General features: G+C 49.5%; 17 protein-coding genes and 1 pseudogene. 3 read left to right on the top strand and 15 right to left on the bottom strand.

Going from position 1 to position 24230, the window contains the following annotated elements:
- Positions 1-69: 69 nt before the first annotated feature.
- From DXC57_RS03310 to DXC57_RS03330, 5 genes are all read right to left on the bottom strand, one after another.
- A complete protein-coding gene (locus DXC57_RS03310) occupies positions 70-1347 on the bottom strand; it encodes a Wadjet anti-phage system protein JetD domain-containing protein (protein ID WP_118651136.1) in 1278 nt (425 codons plus the stop codon).
- Between the two features lie 16 nt (positions 1348-1363).
- Positions 1364-4624 (bottom strand): SbcC/MukB-like Walker B domain-containing protein, encoded by a 3261-nt coding sequence (locus DXC57_RS03315; protein ID WP_118293261.1) that lies wholly within the window; start codon positions 4622-4624, stop codon positions 1364-1366.
- Positions 4599-5285: a DUF4194 domain-containing protein gene (locus DXC57_RS03320; protein WP_022359826.1), complete on the bottom strand. Its 687-nt coding sequence runs from the start codon at positions 5283-5285 to the stop codon at positions 4599-4601. The genes DXC57_RS03315 and DXC57_RS03320 overlap by 26 nt, the downstream gene beginning before the upstream one ends.
- A gap of 3 nt (positions 5286-5288) precedes the next feature.
- Positions 5289-6704 (bottom strand): Wadjet anti-phage system protein JetA family protein, encoded by a 1416-nt coding sequence (locus DXC57_RS03325; protein ID WP_118522133.1) that lies wholly within the window; start codon positions 6702-6704, stop codon positions 5289-5291.
- Positions 6705-6796: 92 nt separating this feature from the next.
- On the bottom strand, positions 6797-7699 hold the full coding sequence (locus DXC57_RS03330) for a LysR family transcriptional regulator (protein WP_022359822.1): 903 nt from the start codon (positions 7697-7699) through the stop codon (positions 6797-6799).
- Between the two features lie 275 nt (positions 7700-7974).
- On the opposite strand from DXC57_RS03330, the gene brnQ reads away from it, so the two are divergent.
- Positions 7975-9360: a branched-chain amino acid transport system II carrier protein gene (brnQ, locus tag DXC57_RS03335; RefSeq protein ID WP_118651138.1), complete on the top strand. Its 1386-nt coding sequence runs from the start codon at positions 7975-7977 to the stop codon at positions 9358-9360.
- Between the two features lie 28 nt (positions 9361-9388).
- Entirely contained in the window at positions 9389-10405 is a 1017-nt protein-coding gene (locus tag DXC57_RS03340; RefSeq protein WP_118651140.1) for an ABC transporter substrate-binding protein, read from the top strand.
- Positions 10406-10595: 190 nt separating this feature from the next.
- Here DXC57_RS03340 and DXC57_RS03345 read toward each other — a convergent pair whose 3' ends face one another.
- On the bottom strand, positions 10596-12029 hold the full coding sequence (locus tag DXC57_RS03345; RefSeq protein ID WP_243101267.1) for a D-alanyl-D-alanine carboxypeptidase family protein: 1434 nt from the start codon (positions 12027-12029) through the stop codon (positions 10596-10598).
- Positions 12030-12285: 256 nt separating this feature from the next.
- Between DXC57_RS03345 and DXC57_RS03350 the strand changes: the two genes are divergently transcribed.
- Positions 12286-13746, top strand: coding sequence for a polysaccharide deacetylase family protein (locus tag DXC57_RS03350; RefSeq protein WP_118293266.1), 1461 nt, complete (start codon positions 12286-12288; stop codon positions 13744-13746).
- Between the two features lie 141 nt (positions 13747-13887).
- On the opposite strand, the gene DXC57_RS03355 is transcribed toward DXC57_RS03350, so the two are convergent.
- The 9 genes and pseudogenes from DXC57_RS03355 to rpoD all read right to left on the bottom strand — a co-directional run bounded on the left by DXC57_RS03355 (position 13888) and on the right by rpoD (position 24023).
- Positions 13888-14823: a GTP-binding protein gene (locus tag DXC57_RS03355; RefSeq protein WP_022359817.1), complete on the bottom strand. Its 936-nt coding sequence runs from the start codon at positions 14821-14823 to the stop codon at positions 13888-13890.
- 18 nt (positions 14824-14841) lie between these two features.
- Entirely contained in the window at positions 14842-16071 is a 1230-nt protein-coding gene (locus DXC57_RS03360; protein ID WP_118491949.1) for a CobW family GTP-binding protein, read from the bottom strand.
- 244 nt (positions 16072-16315) lie between these two features.
- Positions 16316-17650 (bottom strand): MATE family efflux transporter, encoded by a 1335-nt coding sequence (locus DXC57_RS03365; protein WP_118481860.1) that lies wholly within the window; start codon positions 17648-17650, stop codon positions 16316-16318.
- 192 nt (positions 17651-17842) lie between these two features.
- Entirely contained in the window at positions 17843-18664 is an 822-nt protein-coding gene (locus DXC57_RS03370; protein ID WP_118651142.1) for a metal ABC transporter permease, read from the bottom strand.
- Positions 18665-18811: 147 nt separating this feature from the next.
- A pseudogene (locus tag DXC57_RS03375) lies at positions 18812-19513 on the bottom strand (ABC transporter ATP-binding protein); the annotation flags it as partial.
- An 89-nt stretch (positions 19514-19602) separates the two neighbouring features.
- Complete coding sequence (locus tag DXC57_RS03380; protein WP_118651144.1) at positions 19603-20859, bottom strand: metal ABC transporter substrate-binding protein; 1257 nt, start codon at positions 20857-20859, stop codon at positions 19603-19605.
- A gap of 129 nt (positions 20860-20988) precedes the next feature.
- The gene (locus DXC57_RS03385; protein WP_118651146.1) at positions 20989-21672 is read right to left on the bottom strand and encodes an HAD family hydrolase; all 684 of its coding nucleotides are present in this window, start codon (positions 21670-21672) and stop codon (positions 20989-20991) included.
- Between the two features lie 268 nt (positions 21673-21940).
- Positions 21941-22633 (bottom strand): epoxyqueuosine reductase QueH, encoded by a 693-nt coding sequence (locus tag DXC57_RS03390; protein ID WP_022359809.1) that lies wholly within the window; start codon positions 22631-22633, stop codon positions 21941-21943.
- A 262-nt stretch (positions 22634-22895) separates the two neighbouring features.
- Entirely contained in the window at positions 22896-24023 is a 1128-nt protein-coding gene (gene rpoD / locus DXC57_RS03395; RefSeq protein WP_022359808.1) for an RNA polymerase sigma factor RpoD, read from the bottom strand.
- Positions 24024-24230: the final 207 nt, after the last annotated feature.

The following is a 24230-nucleotide window of genomic DNA, read 5'->3' on the forward strand; positions in this document are numbered from 1 at the left end:
CTGCATTCCTTTCACTTTGTCTTTATCATATCATATATAAAAATCCGGATTGAACCGAAAAGATTCTTTTTACAGAAAGCTCTCCAACCTCGTCTCCTGCCAGCTTATAATCTCCTGCTCCAATTTACAGTTGTGCTCCAACATATACCGCAATATTCCCGCATAGCTGCTGCCCTGTTTTATCATCGCTTCCGCCTTCGCCCGATCGGGTGATTCCAATGGCTTCGCATATGTCTGAAACCGCTGCAATTCCTGCACACCCATCGCGCACAGCTGAAACGGCAGTCCCGTCTTTCGGATCAGATGCCCCGCGATCGCCAGACCGTCTGGATCGAGATCGCCAAAATGATGCCAGGAAAGTCCCGGATTTTCTCTGGCGATCCGCTGCAATAGCGCCTGTTTCGTGCGGGTATGGTAGCCGCTCAGAAACAGATAAAATATATGTTCCCGCTCCAGCCGGTGAAAGGAGGTCAGATTTTCCACCGTCATCAGCTCCGCATCCCGGATCTGGATGCTTTTTGCCTTCTGGAATGTCTCAAAAGGGATCGACATCGGCAGATCGTGATAAATCCGAAGTTCGCGTCCATCTTCAAGGCAGATCCGCGCATCCCCTTTCAGATAGATATACGCCGGATTGGAATAAATGTAAAATTCCTCCAGAAGCGCCGTCTGCCGCTCCCGTTCTTCTTCCAGCTCCGCAAGCGGTTCATCATACCGTCCTGTGTGCTCCAAAATCCCACACACCTTTTTCCGATATATCTTTTCCCACTGTTTACTGTCATGCAGAACTGCCTCTGACATTTCCCGCTCCAGCGTAGTTCTCTGCTTTTCCTGATTTTCTTTTAAAAATTGCACCAGCTTCCAGATAGCTTCTGCCTCGGTTATCTCTTTTTCTACTTTCTTTTCATCCAGCTTTTTTGCACGGCTGTTTTTCAGTGTCTGAAGCTTTTCTTTTCCATATGCTTCCAATAAATCGCACTGGCAGAAGCGATGATAAACTTCTTCCAACTGTTTTTTTAGAATATTCTTTTCCGTCCGGTTCAGACAGGTATAGTAATCTTTCCAGCGTTCCGGGACGGCACAGATCTGACGGAGAATACCAGTATTCGGAGGAACCACATGAATAAGTCCCCCCGATTCCATCTGACGGATCAGTCGTTCAAATTCTTTTTCCTGGAAAAGCTGTTCCGGCGGGAGAAAATCTTTGTTGTAGCCCTTGAAAATATCGGATGGTTTGACCGAAAACACTTGTTTTACCTTATTTTCACCGACATAGGTGACGCTTTTTTCGTATTGATCCAGCAATTTACTTAAAAGCTGTTCTTTCCACTCTTTCCGATCCGCCATTTTTTCTCCTCTTTCCCTATGCCTGCTTCACCAATCCTTCTACCGCATTCGTATACCGTCCTGTCACGATGAGGCTGACGGTTGAATCGATGAACTGACCGATACTGTTGATCTTCTCCGGCGGGGCTGCATAGAATACCTGGAAGTGATTCTCTTCGAAATAACGGACCATCTGCTCGATCCGCTCTCTCGACAGCGCCGAGAATGCCTCGTCGATGAATGCCAGACGGGCGCAGCAGGTGTTTGCCGGATAGCACTGCAAAAGACTCGCCGCCAGAATGATGAAATACGGGGTCTGCTTCTCTCCGTTGCTGGCGGAACCCTGTTTTTTCGATAACTCTGCCGTGATCTCGGTCTGCCCCTGACGGCTGCTGATCTCCATATCGTAAGAAAAATATCTCCTGTAATCCGTGTATTCCCACTCATCTTCTTCCGCCAGAATGATACTCATAAACTCCTGAATATCATTCTCCATCTCCTCGTCGTCGCGCGCCGAATTCATATAGACCTGCGGGGAACTCATATATTTTTCCAGACGCCTGCAGATGCGGAAGAAGAGAGCGCGGTCTGGCTTTTCTTTCATCACAAACTTGTAGGTATCGTTGCCAAACGGCATATGGCGCAGTTCACGGTTAATCGCGTCCATCTCACGTTTTGCCTCGCGGACATTCTCGTCAATCTCCGCCACGAAATCGTTCATAAACGCGCTCTCCAGCCGTCCTGCCTGCTCCTGCAGCTTCTGCTGGGCTTCCTCCACCTTGACGTGCGCCAGGTTCCGGTATTCTTCCCGGTACCACGGGATGTAACCAATGCCGCGCTTTCCGACGTCGATTCCCGCCAGGCGGCAATACGCCAGCTGTGCGTCCTCCAGCTGGCGCTCCCGCTCTGCCAGCATATTTTTGCTCTTGTCGATGGAAAGCTGTGTCGTCACGCGGATCGTGCCGCGCTTCTCGCTTTCGCGGTTATATTCCTCCAGCATCGCCTCTTTGAGTTCCATGTTGACAAGGCATTTTTCCTCATATGCCTTCTGGCATAAATAGATCTCCGTGCTGATACGGCTCAGTGTTCCTTCGCAGCCCTTTAAATCATTCTTACAGCCGCCAAGCTCACTCTGGTTCTGGTTCACACTCTCATTTGCCTCGCGTGCCAGCCGTCCCGCCGTCTCCAGTTCTTTCAGGACTGCGGTAAAGTCCGGATTTGCCTCGATCTCCTCGCGGTCCTTTACCAGGCTGTCCCTGCGCTTTTTGCAGTCCTTCAGCCCATATGCCGCGCCGAAATCGTAGTGTCCACCGTCCCAGTCGATCTCCTTGATCGCATCACGGTATTTGATAACCTGTGAAAGTGCCTCTTTATCGGCCCGCTGAACCACCTGTAATTCTTCCAGTTCTTTTCTGGACTGTTCCAGCTGGCAGCGGATCGCGTCTGCGCCGAGACACAGCTCGGTCCGTCTCATATCCATCATCGCAACCGCATAGCTCTTCGCCAGCATGCCATCCCGCATGAGTCCGCCCTTCGGGTATTCATGCAGCTCTTCCAGATTTTCACAGAGATGAATGCCGTTTAACAGATAATTGGCGTAACGTCTCGCATAGACGTTCGGGATCCGCAGAATCTCCGCCGCGGAACCTTCCACCGCCTCTGTTTCCGGAAGCTTATCCGTGATCACGACATTTCCATCATAGATCCGCTCTTTCTGTAAAATCTGCATCGCCTTATGGCAGTGCGCGCCGTCCACGATGATATAGAAACGCTTTCTTCCCAGAAATGTCTCAACCGCCTTTCTCCACTCCGGAGCGGTCACCTCCTGGACCAATTCGGCAAAAATGTGGACCTCGGTCTGGATACCCTGTTTTTCTAACCCTCTCTGAATCTTATTCCGGGCATTTTCCACCTCCGCCGGGAACACAAGGATATTCGATTCCAGACGGCGGATCTTCTCCTGCAGCGCCCCTATCTCTTTTTCGCGCTCTTTACACTGATCCTGCAGGTGGATCTTATTTTCCTCATAGATGCCGTCCTGACGGTGCACCTTCTCGCGGAATGCGTCAAACGCCTCCCGCTTCTTCGCCGTCTCCCCATCCGCCTGTTCCAGTGTCTCCAGATAGGTGTTTTCCGAGGATAAGGACGGAAGATCTGCTTCCAGAAGCTTGATAAGCGCGCTTATCTTCTTCTTCAATTTCAAAATCTGCGCCAGCTTGTCCTCCCAGTTCTTTTTCTCACGATCCGTTTCCTCGATCTGGCGTTTCAGGGAATCCAGGCTTTCCTGCATTCCCTTGACCATATCGTTATTTTCTGCAATTCGCAGGCGTTCCTGTGCGGCTTCCTGCTGTCTTGCGAGCTCTCCCGCCCGCTCGGTCAGGCGCCCGTACTGGTCTTTTAAAGCCTGATAACGGTTTTTCGTCTGCTTTTCTTCCTCTTCCTTCTCCCGGAGCGCCTGGTACGAAAGCATCAGCTCCCGGATGCGGAGTACCCGCTTTTTCTTCTCGTATTCGTCACTCTGGCGAAGAACCTCTTCGAGCTGGATTTTGCCCTGTCTGAGACTCTCATAGAGTTCCCGCAGGCGCTCAAACTGGCGCTTCTGCTCGCGCAGTTCCTCCAGCGACTGGACTTTTCCCGGTTCCAGGACACAGTCCTGAATAAACTGGTCGATATTATTTTCCGGGTTAAATGCCATCATTTTCAGAAGCTTTGTCCGGTATTTGGCTGCGTCCACGCGGAGTCCCAGCGCCCGGAGTACCGCCTCCGTGCCGCGGTCCCGTCCCATAAAAGAGGAAAGCTTCATCGCCTCGCCATTCACTGTCAGCTCATTTTTCGGCGTGATGCGGAGTGCATTTCCCTCAATCCGTGTAAAATCGATATCGTCAATCGCCGCCCCTGGACAGATAAACCAGCTGCTGACCGGCTTGCCAGACTCACTTGGAGACTCAATGCATACTCCGACCGTGAGCGGCACTCCCAGCGTCGGATCGGAAAATTCCATCGCAATATAGCTGACAACGCTGCCATTTCTCAAATAACGCGCCTCGCCATTACTGCGCGTGTCGCCGCGCACATAGCCAAGCACCGTCCGGTCTCGGTCCTTCGCCGCCTTGTTAAACTGCGTGTTGCCCGTCAGGAGATAGGTCATCGCATCAAGCACCGTCGATTTTCCGCTTCCGTTGACACCGGTCACCAGGGTCGAACCTTCCAGCTCGATACAGACATTCTGGAAACGCGACCACTGGACCATCAAAAGTTTTTTCGCCGATTTCCTATTCATGATCGTCTGATTCTTCATCGCCGTCTTCCTCCTCTTTTGTCAGCTCCGTTTCCCATTCGTCCTCACGGCTCCACTTTTCCTGCATCCGCCGGTTGACATTTTCCACAAATTTGCCAAACTCCTGTGGTTCCAGCACAAACTGCATCGACGGATAAAGACAGATCCGGCAGTCCTCCTCGCCGAGCTTTCCAATTACCTGCAGAAGCTGATATTTGGTAAACAGCGTCAGAATCGATGCAAAACTGCTCTTGTCAATCTGATCCCGAATGCCGTATTTTTCCATCTCATAGCGCAGATCGGTCACCGAAATCTCAATATTTTTCGAAAGATTTCCAGAACGCACCCGGTCCGCATAGAGAGTCCAGAGGCAGCATAAAACCACACTCTCCATCTTTTTGAGTGTCACATGGTTGATCTGCAGTTTTCCATTCTCGCCGAGATCCCGGCAGTTCTGCAGCATAATCACGCCATTTTCCCGGTCAATTACAATATCGTATCCGATATATCCCAGGTACGCTGAAAATGGTTCCGAACGCTTGGAGACAAAATAGTACGCTTTTTTGCTGTCCTCGTCACGGTCGCGCACGATAAAGGTCTGCTTCAGAAGACGCCTGACACTTTTCTGGAACATGTCCTTCTCAGAGGATGTATATTCATTCCATATTTCTTCAAATCCCATGTTTTATTTCTCCTTCCGGCGTTCGATTTTAAAGCGCCGCAGAAGCATCTGCTGCGTTTCCAGATAACCATCCTCCGCCTGTATCTCATACCCATTTTCCGAACCATAGGCAACCGCCGAGAGCGCGCTTAAAAGATCCCGCTTGCTCTTCATCGGAACCTCCTCGCTGGATATCTCCGTCCGATCTCCTAAAAGCGCCTCCAGATAATTCTTCATCTTATCCTTCGAATACGGGTTCTCTGCCTCCCGCTCCTGTGCCTCCCTCGCACGATCGATGTCCTCCTGTGTCATTTCTTCCAGCTCCGCATAGGTTGCCTCGCGGATCATCTGCTCCCGTCGCGGATAGCGGATCGAGTCGGTATCGATAAACTCATTATTTTCCAGCAAAAACAACCCGTTCATCGACTCCGGCAGTTCTTCCTTCCAACCGAGTGTGTTCATCTCCGCCGCAATCACGCGGATCGTCTGCTCGACATGCCCGCGCACATCGCTGTCCCGGTTTTGAAGAAATCTCGCGCGTCCAATCGCAATCTGTAAATAGATATTAATTTTATGCTTGATATCCCGCATGATCTGGTCGTAATCGACTGAGAAAAACTGCAGAATCGTCTGGATCATATCCAGCACCTTATTCTCCGCCTCAATGTGTTCCAGTTCTTCTTCCTTCGCGCATCCCGCCACCAGGCCCTCAAACAGCTCCTGCCGGTTCTGCATCGCTTCCAGCTTTGACCGGATAAAGGAACGGTACATATGAATATTCTGCTGTTTTGTCAGACGCGCGTACTCGCGGATAAAATCGCCCTCACAGTATTCGAGGACGTTCTCGGTCAGACTTTCCAGGCTTTCCTCGCGCACCATCCGCTCGATGATTTTTTTGATAAAGGTCGCCAGGCGCTTGAGCGCACCGGAGAGCTGTTTCGCGTTGCGGTAGACCGAGCGCAGCGCATTGACATAGATATCCGGTTCCCACTGGTCGGGATTCTGCAAAATATTATAAATATTGAAAATATAACTTGAAAATTCTTCCCACTCCGGCTTCATCATCTTCTGGAGAAATTCTGCCAGAAAGACGCCCTGCTCCGTCATCATGATATGCTTCTCATACGTCGCATCGTCCGTGTCCTCCTCCAGCCATCCGACCTCTTTCGAGCAGAATTTGCGGATCACGGAATTGGCAAGCTGGTTGTAATTCCGGTCGGTTGTCATCTCATCATCCAAATAATCAATGTGATTCTCCAGAAGATAGATGGCAAGCGCATCCCGGATGCGGCTGCGGGCAATGCGGTAGGTGATCTCCCGGTCATACTCATGATAAATGAGCAGAAGACAGTCCGAATAAATGCGGTTGCTGCTGCCGCTTGCCAGGCAGTTGAAAAAGCCGATTGGGAGAGCGTCAAAAAGGTTTTTATTTATACTCACGGTGTATTCCTTCCATATATTTATCTGTATTTAATTATATACTCTATACTGGGAAAATGGCAAGGCTGGGACTGTTTGGTCTGTGATTCCGGTTATTTCAAAGAGACGTTTCCGCCTTTGTTTAACGTGCTCACAAACTGCATCACACATTCTCTCAGCTTTGCAATGCTCCCATTCTCCTCCGTCCCCGGCTTCATACCCATTCCTATTTCCCGGATGCAGGTCGGGGAAACCGGAACGCAGTAGACATCTTCGGTATTTCCGCGGATCATCAGTTCAGACATCATTGAAATGCCCAGCCCTTTTCCCACCATGCGGATCACCGTCTCATCATCCACATAGACGGACTGCTCCTTTGCCCTGACTCCCTCTTTTGCAAATGCGGCGTGTACATCAATGTCAAACCGCCCGTAAGGCATCAGGAAATCTTTTCCTTCAAATTCACGCAGCGGAAATTCTTTGCGCCCATTTAAGGGATACTGCTTTGGCAGAATCGCATACAAAAGTTCATGATACAGCGGAATCCACTCGCATTTCGGTTCTTTCTGTCTGCTCGCAAAAATGACATCCGTCTTTCCGCTCTGTAATAATTCAAATGGTTCCAGCGCATGATCGACCATGCGCAGATCAACGTCCACCTTCGGGCAGAGGCGGCGGAACCGGTATAAAATCTCCGGCATCCAGTACATCGCGATGCTCGCATATGCCGCCACACGGATCGACTCCTCCTGCTGTTCCCGCACCGCCTGAATTTTATTTTCCAGGGTGGCATTTGCCTGCAAAAACTGGCGGATATCCGGCAACAGGTTTTCTCCCGCCTCCGTCAGCGCGATGCCGCTGTAACTGCGGCGGATCAACGGAAATCCAATCTCCCGCTCCAGGCTGTCCACCAGATGGGTCAGCCCCGACTGCGTGTAGCCAACTACCTCGGATGCTTTCGAAAAACTTCCAAGATCTACCGCCGTCATCAATATTTCCAGTTTTTTGGCATCCATGCCGCACCTCCTTTTAGAATATTACATTTTGTCATATTTCTATTATAAACTAGATTTTCACAAACCACAAGGAAGGCTTTATAATGATGATTAGAAAAGAGTTTTCAATTGTTACTGTTCATGGGTAGGCACTTTTGGAACCGAAAGTGCCGTAAGAAAACGTGATGGCAGCAGGAATTTGCCGTATTTAAATGCGAAGCCACGGCAAATTCCGTTACTGGACACGTATGCGTGAACAGTAACTTTCAATTCTCATGTAAAAGGAGTGAATATCTATGACGCAGACCTGTCTTTCCCATAAGCAGCGGCTTTTAGTTGCCGGAACCTTATTCGGCATGTTCTTCGGCGCCGGAAATCTGATTTTTCCGGTACATCTCGGTCAGCTTGCCGGACGCCAGTTTCTCCCGGCAGCGATTGGATTTATTCTGACTGCCGTCGGCATTCCGATCCTGGGTGTTGCCGCGATCGGAAGCACGCATTCGAAGGGACTTCAGGATCTGTCCCGCCGCGTCGGACACAGATATAGCTATTTCTTTACCTGTCTGCTCTACCTGACAATCGGACCGTTTTTCGCTATTCCGCGGTGCGCTACGACCTCCTTTACCGCCGGAGTCAGACCCCTTTTGGGAACACAGCTTTCCGAACAGACTATGCTGCTTTTGTTTTCGCTGATCTTCTTTGCGCTGGTGTTTGTATTTTCCATTCGTCCTGGCAGCATCACGCTCTGGATCGGAAAAATCATCAATCCGCTGTTTCTTCTGTTTCTAGGCGTTCTGATTGTGACTGCTCTGCTTCATCCGAGCATCGAGGTTTCAGCGGCAGTTCCCGATGCCTCTTATCAGAATGGAGCTTTCTTTTCCGCGCTCTCCCAGGGCTATGAAACCATGGATGCGATTGCCGGACTCGCATTCGGGATCGTGGTCATTTCGGTTATCCGCCAGATGGGCGTGCGGGAAGATTCAACCATTGCAAAAGAGGTTCTGCATTCCGGTATGCTGGCTGGGCTTCTGATGGCATTTATCTATCTGCTTACCATCCTGATTGGAGTACAGTCACTGGGACAATTCGAACTTTCAGAAAACGGCGGCATCGCCCTCTCCCAGATTGCAGACTACTACCTTGGACGGATGGGCACCTGGATCCTCGCCATCGCGATCACGTTCGCCTGCCTCAAGACCTCCATCGGGCTTGTAACGAGCTGTGCGGAAACCTTTGTGAAACTGTTTCCCCATGCCCTTTCCTACCGTGCATGGGCGGTCGTTTTTACCCTGTTTTCACTCATTGTGTCAAATATAGGACTGTCCGCTATCATCACTTACTCGGTTCCTGTTTTGATGCTGATTTATCCGCCAGCCATCACGCTGATTCTCCTCGCGCTGCTTGGAAATGCATTCCAGCATAACAAAAAAGTCTATGTCTGCGTTACCATTTGTTCCTGGGCAGCTTCCATCTTTGACTTTTTAGCAGCTCTGCCAGACGAAATGCAGTCTGCCCTACATCTGGAACCCGTCATCGCATTTGCCAGACAGACGCTTCCGCTGTTTGATTTGAACCTCGGATGGATTCTGCCGTCGCTTGTCGGGCTTTGTATTGGACTTCTCTGGAGACAGAAAGAAAAACCAGCAGACCGCTCACACCTTCCTGTATTTCCCATATCTTAATAGTATGAACGAACCGCAGGAGGCAACCATGAAACGAACTAAATTTGCAGCTGCCCTGGCTGTGCTCACTCTGCTTACCACCCTGACCGGGTGTGGACAGGCGAAGGAGGCGGACGGGGCGCTTGAACCGGTCACACTCAATGAAGTAGCCCACTCGATTTTTTATGCGCCACAGTACGCCGCGATCGAGCTGGGCTATTTTAAGGATGAAGGCATCGATCTGACACTCGTAAACGGTGCCGGTGCCGACAAGGTTATGACCTCGCTCATCTCCGGGGATGCCGATATCGGATTCATGGGCTCAGAGGCAAGTATCTATGTCTACCAGGAAGGTTCCGCCGATTATGCTGTCAATTTTGCCCAGCTGACCCAGCGTGCCGGAAACTTTCTCGTTGGACGAAGTGCCGAACCAGACTTTTCCTGGCAGGATCTGAAAGGCAAAAAGGTGCTTGGCGGGCGCGCGGGTGGAATGCCGGAAATGGTCTTTGAGTATATTTTAAAGAAAAATGGCATCGATCCAAAAAATGACCTGACCATCGATCAGAGTATCAATTTCGGGCTGACAGCGGCGGCGTTTACGAGTAATGATGCGGATTACACGGTCGAGTTCGAGCCCTTCGCCACCACCCTTGAAACCGAAGGAAATGGCACCGTTGTCGCCTCGCTCGGCGTCGATTCCGGTTATGTCCCCTACACCGCCTACTGTGCAAAGCAGAGCTATCTAAATAGGCATCCGGAAATTATCCAGTCGTTCACGAATGCCATCCAGAAGGGCTTAGCTTACGTCAACTCCCACAGTGCGGACGAAATCGCCGAGACAATCCAACCTCAGTTTCCGGAAACAGACCGCGCAGCAATCGCCCGCATCGTTGAACGCTACAAAGCGCAGGACACCTGGAAAAATGATACCATTTTCCACAGCGACAGCTTTGAGCTTCTGGAAAACATTCTGGAAGAAGCAGGTGAACTCAAGGAACGGATTCCTTATGAAAAACTGGTAACGACCACGTATTCTGAAAAAGCGGCTGGATTGCAGAATGAATAACCAGCAAAAAAGAATGTGCCTTGGCACATCCGGGCGTCTCGCGCGGTCGCTTGCGACAACCTACATCTTCGCGCGAGTGCGCATCATTGGCACGTTAGTGCCTTTTTGTGTAATAGGGAATTCCAAGGAATTTCCTATTACACAAAAAAGCTGTCATGTATCACTATTCAAACATGACAGCTCTTTATTTCTATGCCGCAAACACTCCCATTACCTTCTTAAAATAGTCCCAGAGCCCCGCTTTCTCCACCGTTTCTGCCGCTTCTATCTCCACACTTCCCAATTCCCGTCCATCCAGCCGGTAGACCAGATGTCCGATCACATCACCTTCCCGAACCGGCGCTTTGCGGGATTCTTCCATCATCCACTCTTTTTCGATTCCATCCAGATTCTCTCCTCCCATCGAAAGGTAAGAAAAGGTTCCCCGCAGACGCCCTGCAACCTGTTCCTGGATGCCGCCTGCCACCGTCGTTTCCGGCACAGCTCCCGGATTGTCATCTTTGTAAAGATGACAATTTGCAAACCCATAATTTAACAATGTGACCGCATCCGCAAACCGCGCCTTATAATCCGGTGCTGCCAGGATGACGGCAATCAGATCAACACCATCTTTCCGCCCGGTTGCGGACAGACAGTATTTTGCCAGCGATGTAGAACCTGTTTTCAGTCCCGTCACCTCAAAATTTGTCACCATTTTCAGCAGCTTATTCGTATTGGAAAGTCCAAATTCTTTCTCTCCCTGCTTGGTCCGGTGCGTTATATTTTCCATCCAGATCGTTGAATACTGAAAAATTTCCGGATACTTCGTGATCAATTCCCGCGACATGAGGGCAATGTCGCGCGCCGACATCGCGTGCGTCGTAGACGCCGTCAGACCGCAGCAATCCTCAAACTTTGCTGTCTCCATTCCAAGCCCTTTCGCCCGCTCGTTCATCATCGCAACAAATGCCTCCTCACTGCCGCCGATATACTCTGCCATTGCCACACTGGCATCATTTCCCGATGCAATGACGATGCACTTGATCAGCGTTTCGACCGTCTGTACCTCCCCTTCTTCCAAAAACACCTGGGATCCCCCCATGGATTTCGCATGCGCGCTGGTCGTGACCCCATCTTGCAAATGAATTTTTCCCGAATGTAACGCATCAAAAATCAGAAGCAGCGTCATAATCTTCGTCACGCTGGCTGGATTTCGCGCCTCGTCCGCATTTTTTTCGTACAAAATAGTTCCGGTGGAGGCCTCCATAAGGATCGCCTCCGGTGCCTGGACGGGAAGCTCAGCGGCATTTTCTGCTGCCTGCGCTGTCTCTGCGGTTACTGAAACGGGAATCCACAGTTCCTCCGCGTAAGATGTGAGCATACCACTTCCCCCCAATTTACCAATTCCAAGCTGTATGCCTGACACACATTCTCCCATCGTAAGCACAACCGCTACACCAATCGCTGCCAGCCCTCTCCAAGCATTTTTGTTTAAATACTCTCTTCTCCTGTCTCTGCCCCCTTCGTCCCAACACATACATTCTTTTTCCCGAAACAGCTTCTTTTTCACAAACCAACACCATTTTTCCACACGCTTCCATTTCAAATACCACACCTCTCCCTGCATGATACATTTTTCATTCATATCTTCCTCCGTCTGCACATACTCTCTTCTCAAGATATGGCATATCCGCCCGTCCCTATGCCAAAGAGAATTGTAAGAAACTGTCATAGACCACCTTTCCTTTTTATGGTATACTATAAGAACACAGACAGGCTTATAAAAACGTTTTCCGCTCTCTTTCTTGCTGTGTCGAGTCGGTGGCAAACTTTCTCGGCCTGTTATTACTATCTGACGCAAAAAACGACAGATAAATATGAATAAACAAAAGGTGAAAACTATGATGAGAAGAAATTCCTCCCTTGGAAGCGTTGGATTTTCTGCACGTGGCGGACGTTCCAGGCGACGGCACGGCGGTTCCTCCAAACTTCCGTATTTAATTTTAATCGGCATTCTGATTGTACTGCTTGGAATTGCCGCGTTCCTCTGGGTGCGCCGCTCTCCGGCAGCACATGTATCTTCGGTTCCAGCGTCAACCGAAACGGATTCTGAAAATGGAGTAATTTCCCTTGATAATGCATCTGCACCTGCTGATGACAGCCTCGAGGGTGTCATCGCTCAGGCAAAGCTTCTGGCAGACGGTTATGACTATGACGGGGCAATCAATCTCCTGTCCAGCAGTACATACGCATCTGACGAGTCCGTGACGGCAGCGATCGACGAATACAACGCCACCAAAGAAACACTGGTGCGCGCTGATCCGCGCAAGGTAACGCATGTATTCTTCCATACACTGATTATGGATACCTCGAAAGCATTTGACGGCGACAGCCGCGAAAAGGGTTATAATCAGGTCATGACGACCAAGGATGAATTTATGAAGATTCTCCAGTCGATGTATGAGCGCGGTTTCGTTCTGGTACGTCTGCACGATGTAGCGTATGAGGTGACCGCAGAGGACGGTTCCAGGCATTTCCAGGAGGGCGATATCATGCTTCCGGAAGGTAAGAAGCCGTTCGTCATGTCACAGGATGATGTCTGCTACTACGAATACATGGATGGAGATGGCTTTGCCTCCCGTATGATTATCGGCGAGGATGGCAAGCCAACGAACGAGATGAAGATGGACGACGGTTCTGTTTCCGTCGGTTCCTATGATCTGGTGCCGTTACTGGATGATTTCATCAAAGAGCACCCGGATTTCTCCTACCGCGGCGCAAAAGCGTGCATTGCTTTTACCGGTTACAATGGCATCCTGGGCTACCGCACCGATTCCGCCTACAATACTGACGAGTACAAAGCGGAACACCCGGATTTCAACTTTGAGGAAGAACGCGCCAACGCAGCAAAAGTCGTCCAGTGCCTGCGCGACGACGGTTTTGAAATTGCCTCCCACAGCTGGGGACACCGCAACATGGGTACGATCTCCATGGATAAATTCCGTGAAGATACCGATAAATGGGCAAATGAAGTCGAAACGCTGACCGGTCCGTGTGATATCATCCTCTTCCCGTTTGGAAGCGATATTGGGGACTGGCATCCGTATGATACAAGCAGCGAGCGCTTCCAGTACCTGTACAACAAGGGATTCCGTTACTTCTGTAACGTAGATTCCTCCCAGTATTTCGTCCAGATCGGCGACGATTATATGCGACAGGGGCGCCGGAACCTCGACGGCTACCGGATGTATTATGACCTTCCGGAAAGTGGAGTCGGCGGCGACCATTTGAGTGACCTGTTTGATGTCAACGAGGTATTTGACCGGTCAAGACCTACTCCGGTGCCGAAGATGACGGAGTAAGATAAAGCTGTAATCCAATTTTAAATAAAAGAAAGAGAAATCGAGCATTTGTTCGATTTCTCTTTCTTTTTTAAAAACCCCGGAGTCTTCCACACTCCGGGGCACACCTTTTCTTTCAAGCACAGCTTTCCGTTGCAAATCTTAGAACTGCACAATCTCCTCAATCGGCTCTGCCTTTTCCACGTAATCTGCATAAAGCATCGGACCTTCGCCCTCATACTCCGGCATATACTCATATTCTACGCGGGCACGTACTTTGACCCAGTCTTTCGTCTCAAGCAGACGGGCATTTTTTGCCTTGCACATGAAACCTAAGAACGTCATATCTGCCTCGCAGCAGGTCATCGCCATACGTCCAGGAACAAAGTTGTTCTTCGGGAAATCCGGGGTTTTCAGTACCATGCCGGTAAATTCAACGGTCTTTCCACGGTAACGGTCCGGTTTATCCATCGCATCAATATACCAGATACCATATGCCTCCGGCGGAATCTCGATCACTTCGGCATTGACATCAAATGGAAGATCCGCTTCGGTCACTTCCTCAATTTCGCCCTCTGCGTCCTCAAATACGATCTGAACCTGCGGGTTCATGCCCTTTAAAGTACGGCGGTATACATCCAGATCCTCGATCTCGTCGCAACGGTTCATGATAATCATTTCCGTGTTGCGGACCATGGCACCAATCAATGGTTTCATGTTCTGCAGGTATAAATCAAATGTGGAACCATCGATGATCGTGATCTGCTGATACAGATCCCAATCGTTCGGAAGTTTCAGGGCATCCAGATTCCACATACCGTTCCACTCCATCAGAACTCGCTCCGGATTGTAAAGAAGCTCCAAATCCTGTAGGTATTCCGGCGTCAGCTTTTCCGCTTCCTCTATATAGACAACCGCTGTATGAGTCTGCTTTAAAAGCTCCTCATCATACTCTTCCTCGCCCTCTTCGCAGACAATCAGAAGTGTTTTTCCTTCGGTCTGGAAATAATCCTGCTGCATTGTAAATTTAATAAACTGGGTTTTTCCAGCTTCCAGAAAACCATTGATGAGAAACAACGGCATCTTATCTTCATTCATAGTTCATTCTCCTTGTATTTACGCGTTGAACGCTGCCTTCAGACCCTCTTCGTCCAACTCGGCACCGATCACGCACACCTTTCCGGTAAAATCCGGTGCTCCCTCACGGATCTCAGCCTGCTCCGGAACCATATCAAAATGCAGCCATACGCCCTTTTCTTCACTCGGAACCATGCCTTTCGCACGCAGAACCTCGCCGTATTTATCACCATAAGCCAGATCATCCAGAATCTTCTGCAGATCTTCTTTCTTCATCACGCCGACATTCTCCAAGCCCCAGCTTGTAAATACATCATCTGCATGATGGTGTCCTTCGTGATCGTGGTGGTGGTCATGGCAGCCACAGCCACACTCGTCATCATGGTCGTGATGATGATGCTCATGGTCATGATCATGACAGCCACAGTCATCATCATGGTCATGATGATGGTGCTCATGATCGTGATCATGACAGCCACAATCGCAGTCATCGTCATGATGATGATGCTCGTGATCATGATCATGGCAGCCACAGTCGCAGTCATCGTCATGGTGGTGATGCTCATGATCGTGGTCATGGCAGCCGCAATCGCAGTCATCGTCATGATCATGATGGTGATGATGCTCATGCATATGCTCTCTTGCCTCTTTCATCAGCTCCTCTGCCATATCATCTTCCTGCTCGATCATCTCAAGAAGCTGTGCGCCGGTCAGCTCGCTGCATGGAGTGGTCACGATGGTTGCCTTTGCATTGTGCTGGCGAAGCATCTCAACCGCGCCCTGTACCTTCTTCGGATCCGCTACATCGGTACGGCTTAACACGATCGTGCCTGCATTTTCGATCTGGTTGTTGAAAAACTCACCGAAGTTCTTCATATACATACGGCATTTGTTGACATCTACCACGGTAACCGCACTGTTTAACATAACCTCAATCTCAGAAGCTACATTTTTTACTGCATTCATAACATCAGACAGCTTGCCGACGCCTGACGGCTCGATGATAACACGATCCGGCTGATATTTGGTCAGAACTTCCTCGAGGGAACGTCCAAAATCGCCGACCAGAGAGCAGCAGATACAGCCGGAGTTCATCTCACGGATCTCGATGCCAGCGTCTTTTAAAAAACCGCCGTCAATGCCGATCTGTCCAAATTCATTTTCAATCAGAACGACTTTCTCGCCTGAAATTGCTTCTTTTAAAAGCTGTTTAATAAACGTAGTCTTTCCTGCACCCAGGAAACCGGAAATAATATCAATCTTTGTCATTTTACTTACCTTCTTTTCTGTACAAATGTGTACTGACTGTAAATCATTGTCCGCCCGGTACCTGGCATCCCGGCAATGCATAGCTTTACATCGCCCGAATCTGCCGAAGTTCCGATCAGCCACTTATTATTTTACACAAATACCTAGTAAAGTCAAGCATCGGCAAAATCCCGTTACTGGGCGCGTGTGAACAGTAACGTTTTTAGCCTCACATATATGCAGCCTTTTTGAGACCAAAAACGCCCTATAAAGACACAGTAATCGTCCGCTTCCAGCTCGCCCCAGCATACACTGCCGTAATAAGCTCTGCCAGCCAGAACGCGTGCCATACACCGGTAGGACCGATGATCCGGCTGAGCACAAATGCGATCGGAATGATAATCACGGCATAGCGCATCAGGGAAATTTTCAGAGATTTAAGTCCCATTCCAAGTCCCTCAAACGCGCCGGAAGCAATGACGGAAACCGTTGACATGACAAAGCCCGGGCTGATGATCCGGAGCGCCGTTCTGCCGATCTCCACCGTCGAAGGCGTCTGCGTAAACAGCCCCATCAGGAAATCCGGCACCAGCTCGCCAAGCAGGGTTCCCGCTGTCATGATAATGCCAACAATCATAAGGGCCGCGCGGAAGATCTTTTTCACCCTCTCCTGCTCGCCTGCACCGTAATTGTAACCGATCAGCGGGCGCATTCCCTGCACCACGCCGCTGGCTCCCTGATAAAGCAGTGCCTGCAGCTTGTAGTAAACCCCCAGCACCAGAATATATACCTGCGAAAATGGTGCCAGAATCGCATTGAGCGCCGTCAGAAGCAGGGATGTCAGCGCCATATTGAGTGTTGCCGCGATTCCGACTGAATACATACCGCCGCAGATCTCCTTCGACGGACGCATTTCCCGCAGCGAAATCTCCACATTTAACGGTTTCACATGGTTTAAAATCAAATAAAACAGCAGCGACGCCGTCTGCCCGATTCCTGTCGCCCACGCCGCACCGCAGATTCCCAGTTCCGGCATGGGGCCTAATCCAAAGATAAAGATCGGGTCCAGCACGATATTGACGCCGCATCCAATCAAGACGGCTGCCATCGATATTTTCATCTTTCCAACCGACTGGTAGACCTTTTCATATGCCATTCCCATCGTGTCGATCGTTGAAAACAGAAACACATTGCAAAAATACGTCAGTCCGTAGGAAATCGTTACCTCATCGCTCGTAAACATCCGCAGGAAATACGGAATCACCGCCATTCCTAAAATCGTTAAAATCATTCCATGTAAGGCACTTAAAAATACTCCCTGCGATGCTGTCTGGTTCGCCATCCGTGTTTTTCCTTCGCCAAGGCGTCTCGCCACCATCGCATTGATACCAACGCCAAACCCAACCCCGGCTGCGTGCGCAAGGTTCTGGATCGGATAGACAAGCGAAACCGCCGTCATCGCGTCCTCACTGATCATTGCCACGAAAATGCTGTCCACGATATTGTAGAGTGCCCCGGCGATCATCGATATGATGACCGGGATTCCCATCGAAAGCAGCAGCGGGACAACTGGTTTTTCTTTCATGTAGGTCTGATCCATTTTTTCATCTCCATTCCCTTTTTCCACTTTTCATGCACATGTTTAACACAAAAAAGAGACTATGGACCCTACTGTTTATCTCAGAAACAGTACAAACCCTATAGTCTCTTTAACGCTTAGACAAGCTTTTCAATTTATCAACTGTTTTTAATTATAACCACAGAAAAATACATTTGTCAATCAGAAAAACATTTACTTGCGAACTGCGATCCCTCTCTGTATCAGCGAAAAGAGCAGAAACGCCGCCAGATCCACCACAACAACGCTCGCGCCCGCCGGTGTTGAGTACGTGTAGGACATCACCATTCCTCCAAAGAAACAGATCAGCGACAGAATCCCCGATGCGATGACCACCCCCCGGAAGCTCTTGAACACCCGCATAGAGGTCAGCGCCGGGAAAATAATCAGACTGGAGATCAGCATCGCGCCCATCATCCGCATTCCAATCACGATCGTGATCGCGGTCAGAACCGCTATCAGCACGTTATAGAGCGACACATTGACGCCGGTCGCCTTGGCAAAGCTTTCATCAAAGGTAACCGCAAATACTTTGTTATAGCAAAAAAGATATAATCCAAGCACCACCATGGAAAGCACCGCCGCAAACTGGACATCTTCCCGGCTCATCGCGAGAATGCTTCCAAACATATAGCTGCTGACATCGGTCGTCATACCGGTTGTCAGGGAAGTTACGATAATACCGATTGCAAGCGCACTGGCCGAGATCATCGCAATCGCAGCGTCACTCTTTACTTTTCCATGTTCCGTGATCCGCAGCAGGAAAAATGCCGCCAGCACGACCACCGGAATCGAAACCTTTAAAGGTGACCAGCCTGCCGCCAGTGCAATCGAAAGGGATCCGAACGAAACATGGGATAAACCGTCTCCAATCATTGAGTAGCGTTTGAGCACCAGGCTGACACCCAGCAGAGAGGCGCAGAGAGAGACTAAAAGACCGCCGATCAGCGCCCGCACCATAAACGGGTATGATAACATTTCAGATATAATTCCCATCTTCTACACCTCCTTCTCCGCATTTCTGTCTTTCAAATGCTGTTTCGTTTCAGAATCAGTTTCCGAACCCATTTCCGGCTTCTGCATCTTTCTGATTCCATCCTTCTGCATCGGCACTCCGCATCTGTGCCCCAGAGTTGCCAACTCTTCCCGTCCCAGGAAAGAATGAGCAATCTCACTCTTCACATATTCTTTCATCGTACCCCAGAACAGCGGCTTCTGCCGCATCTGCAAAATTTTTCCTCCCTGATGCACAATATTTGCCATATCATGGGAAACCATCAGGATTGCAACCTTTTCTTCCTGATTCAGTTTCCGGATCAGCTGGTAAAAGTCCAGAATCGCCGACGGATCGAGTCCCGTGATCGGCTCATCGAGAATCAGCAGCTTATCCGTCGCACAGAGCGCCCGCGCGATCAGAACACGCTGTTTCTGACCGCCGGAAAGCTCTCTGAAACAGCTTTTTTCCAGATCACGGATTCCCAGACGATCCAGATTTGCCCGCGCCTCTTTCTTTTCTTTCATCGAATAAAACGGGCGGCTGCCGCGTTTTCCCAGGCACCCGGAGATAACCACCTCAAACACAGTCGCTGGAAAGTCCTTCTGCGCGTCGGTCTGCTGCGGCAGGTAACCAATACCGGCTTTTTTTAATTCTTCCGAATATTCAATCCTGCCCGAAGTCGGTTTTAAAAGTCCCAGAATGCCCTTCATCAGGGTACTTTTTCCCGAACCATTTTCCCCGACAATGCAGATGTAATCGCCCTCATTTACCTCCAGGTTCACATCCAGCACCGCATCCTGGTTTTCATAACCAAAACCTACATGCTCACATTTTAAGAGTAATCCCATCTATAATTCCTTTCACTACTGCTCTACTCTTCTATTGTCATAAACATTCATCATGGCTAAAGACTTTTTCCCATAATCATCTATTATTTTTATGACAATCCCTTTTTCAAGTTCTTTACGTTCTGCTCCATCAATTCCAGATAGGTAACGCCCGAATCAAACTGGTGTCTCGTCACATTGTGGCAGGAGTGGAACAACAGTGGTTCCGCGCCCGTCTCTTCCCCGATGATCTCCGCCACGCGCGGGCTGGAAAGCTCCAGGTAATAGACGGCTGGTATCTGTTCCTCCCGCACCTTATCGATCAGGTAGGCGATGGTCTTGGCACTCGGCTCCGTATCCGTACTGCATCCTGAAAATGCCGCCCTGTATTCCAGCCCATACTCATCGAAAAAGTACCGGAGTGGAAATTTATCACCGAAAACGACGAGACGGCGCTTGGCATGGGAGACAACTTCTCTGAACTCTGCATCCAATTCCGTCAATTTATCCTGATAGGACGCGCAGTTTTCCGCATAGGAAGCCGCGTGCGCCGGATCTTCCTGTGCCAGCACCTCCGCCAGCACGCCGGCCAGCTTTTTCGCATTGACCGGGGACGTCCAGATGTGCTCGTCATATTCAATCTCGACGCCGTGACCATCGTCCTCATCCAGATACTCTTGAGCGTGATCTTCATCATGAACCGCCACATCTTCCATATCATGCTCATCCTCGCTGTGAATATGATCTTCTGTGTCGTGTTCTTCTTCACTGTAAACATGGTCCTCTGGCTCATGTTCTTCTTCACTGTGAGCATGATCTTCCGACTCATGATCGTGATCACCCGCATGAACTGTTCCATCCGCATGAACATGCGTATGTCCATGATCGTGCGCCTCTCCATCTTCCATGCCCTCGACGATCTCCTCCTGCACTACATCCACGCAGTCCATCATCGTCACGACGCGCTTCGGTCCGGTGCCTTCCCCGAAGGAATCAAGCACCTGCGAAAGCCACTGTTCCATCGTACCACCGTTGCAGACTAACAGATCTGCATTCTGGATCGTGATCATGTCCGCCGGCGTCGGCTCGAACGAATGGCTGTCCATGCCCGCTGGAACAACCATCGTCAGCCGGATCGAATCCCCGGCAATCTGCCGGAGAAAATCGTAATACGGAAATAGCGTCGTCACAACGTTTAAGCGCGTATCACCAGACGCATCTGCCCCTTTTAACGGATTCGACGATGAATCAGACGAGGCAGTTCCCCGCCGTGGCGTACACGCTGTAAGAACACAGGAAAAGGCAATCAAAAAAGCAAGCATCCATGATATCCATTTACATTTAAATCCATTCTTGTGTTTTTCCATATTTCTTTTTTACCCTTAACTTCTTCTATTTCAGTAAATGTTTTTCAATAAACATTTCGAATTACTCTTTCAAATATCATTTTCTTTCACAACTGTTTCTCTTTTCACAGCTATGAACAAACGCAGACACTACTCCATTCTTCCATGTGACTCATTCTTTTTCTTCACAATCTCCGCTACTTCCGACGGATGTGCCACAATATACTGCGGATGGCAGCCTTCCAGCTCTTCCCGGTCACGGAAGCCCCAGAGCACGCCGACCGTGTCCATTCCGGCATTCAGCCCAGTTTCCATATCTGTATTCGTATCGCCCAGATACAGACACTCTTCCTGTTTTATACCCAGTTCCCGGCAAATGGCGAACGCCCCGTCTGGAGCCGGTTTTTTCGGCGTTCCCGCCTGCTCGCCGCGCACCACATCAAAATATCCTTTCCCAAAGAATGTCTCAATATTCACAATTGCCTGCTCATTCGGCTTGTTCGAAAGGACAGCCACATGTACACCCATCTCTTTTAACGACGCCAGCAGTTCCCGGATACCGTCATATGGCTCTACGTCTTTCAGGCAGTATTTAGAGAAATTCTCCATATAAATCGGAAGCGACGCTTCATAATGAACCAGCTTCTCATCCCCCGCCAGCACCAGCGCGCGCTTCATCTGCATCCGGTATCCATTTCCCACGATCCGTTTCGTTTCCTCCGGTGTAACATGGCGCAGTCCGAATGCATCCAATGTTAAATTTGTCACATAAGTCAGCGCATAAACCGTATTTAAAAGAGTTCCATCCAAATCAAATATACATAAGCGGTACATTGCGTTTCTTCCTTTCTGTTTCCATCTTTTCTTGTAACTTTTTTGTTACTGTTCACGTATACGTGCTCAGTAACGGAATTTGCCGTGGCTTCGCATTTAAATACGGCAAATTCCTGCTGCCACCACGTTTTCTTACGGCACTTTCGGTTCCAAAAGTGCCTACCTGTGAACAGTACCACTTTTTCCCCTCACAGCCGATTCATACTTTCACAGCTACAGGCAATCATCCATACAAACTCATCTTCGACCAAACATATCGCCCCGCAAATCACGATGTTTCCTGCCTCTCCTTCTGCATCTGCTCTTCACGCTCCCGCTTCGAGAACACGCATCCGCAGTAATTCTGCCGGTATAGATGATACTGCGCCGACAGCTCGATCGAGCGCTTATATCCCTCTTTTTTCTTGAAATCCGACGGCAGAAATGCCACATGATACTCTTCTCCCATCGCCTGCCCGATCGTATTGAGGCGCCCGGCATTTTTGAGCGGACTGATCGTGAGGGTCGTCGTGAACCAGTCATAGCCGCCCTCGGCTGCCAGCTTCGCCGCTTCCCGGAGGCGCATCTCAAAACAAATACCGCAGCGCTCGCCGCCCTCCGGATCCTTCTCATGCCCCCGGACTGCCTCATAGTAGCATTCCGGGTCGTATTTTCCTTCTACAAACCGGATCGGATGCACCGCTGGAAGCTCCCGGATCAGCCGCTGTACCTCCTCCGTGCGCGCCTCATATTCCTCTTTCGGTGAAATATTCGGATTGTAGTAGAACACCGTAATCGAAAAATACTGCGACAGATATTCCAGCACGTAGCTGCTGCACGGCGCACAACAGCTGTGAAGAAATAAAGTCGGAACTCTACCGTCCCGGACTGCTGCATCCAGCACTTTTTCCATTTCTTTCTGATAATTCCGTTTCGCCGTCTGTGTCTTTCTGGCTGGCGGATTTTTCATTGGTTCCGACATTTTTCTCTCCTCTTTCTATAAGTTCCCATCTGTCCGTGCATTTTCCTTCCAGCACACGATACTTCTATCCGAAACGCTTCTTTCCTGACAAACATCATTTCCATCCTTAGACGTCATATGAAGATATGCACAATAATTCATATTCTTCAAAACTTGAAAAAGCAGCCTGTACCCACGGACGGGTACAAACTGCTTTATCTTTTTATTAAACCTTTCAGGAAATTCCAAACAAATTTACCTTTTTATCAAAATGATACAACTCTTACAGGAAATCGCGAATCCGTTTGCTCCGGACCGGATTTCTTAATTTACGAAGTGCTTTTGCCTCGATCTGGCGGATACGCTCTCTCGTTACGTTGAATGCTTTTCCGACCTCTTCCAGAGTTCTCGGATGTCCGTCCTCCAGACCAAACCGGAGAATAATAACCTGACGCTCTCTCTCCTTCAGGTCTCCAAGCAATGCATCGATATGCTCACGCAGCATAACCGATTCTACATTCCCTTCCGGCGTTACCACGTTGCCGTCCGCTACGAAATCACCCAGATTGGAATCGTCTTCCTCACCGATCGGGGTTTCCAGGGAAGCTGGCTCACGTGCGATCTGCATGATCTCCATGACCTTATCCTCGGACATGCCAAGCGCCTCGGAAAGCTCTGCCACCGACGGCTCATAGCCCAGTTCCAGCGTCAGCTTACGCTGCATCTTGGACATCTTGTTGATCGTCTCTACCATATGCACCGGGACACGGATAGTTCTCGCCTGATCCGCCAGAGCCCTTGTAACAGACTGACGAATCCACCAGGTCGCATATGTACTTAACTTATAACCCTTTGTATAATCAAACTTCTCAACGCCCTTAATAAGACCCAGATTGCCTTCCTGAACCAGATCCAGGAAGCTCATGCCGCGTCCTGTATAGCGCTTTGCAATGCTGACAACCAGGCGCAGGTTTGCCTCAATCAGGCGCTCTTTTGCATTCACATCCCCCTCTGCTTTGCGCTTTGCAAGGCGGATCTCCTCCTCCGCGCTCAGAAGCGGAACAGTACCGATCTCTTTCAGGTACATGCGGACCGGATCTTCCGTGCCGATTCCCTCTAACAGATCGATCGCATCCAAATCGATATCCTCTTCCTCGTTCTTGAGGAATTCATCATCCACATCATCATCGAGCATCGAATCATTTTCCTTGAGGATCGAATCATCGATCACCTCCGGAATGACATCAATATTATTCTGCTCCAGATAATTGTAAATCTGCTCCATCTGCTCTGTCTGCAGATTATCGCCCATAAAAAAGTTATTGATCTCTGTCACGTCCAGCGCGTTCTGCTTGGACTTTGCTAACTCTACCAGTTTCCTTAACTTACCTAAAAAATTTTCTTTCTCCACGAATTAACGTCCTTTCGATTTATTTCGCTTAGAAGTTTCTTTATATCTAACGTGATATTGTCCCTCGATTGTTTGTGTGCTCTTATTTCCCTGCACCTTTCCCTGCAATATCCCGAAAGTACATTATATACGATTAAATTCTATTTTTCAACAATTTTCGAAACTTTTCGATCTATTTCTATTTAGGCAGTTACTGTTCACGCATAC

Origin of the sequence: Clostridium sp. TF06-15AC, assembly GCF_003481165.1 — a bacterium.
Lineage (GTDB): Bacteria > Bacillota > Clostridia > Lachnospirales > Lachnospiraceae > Otoolea > Otoolea fessa.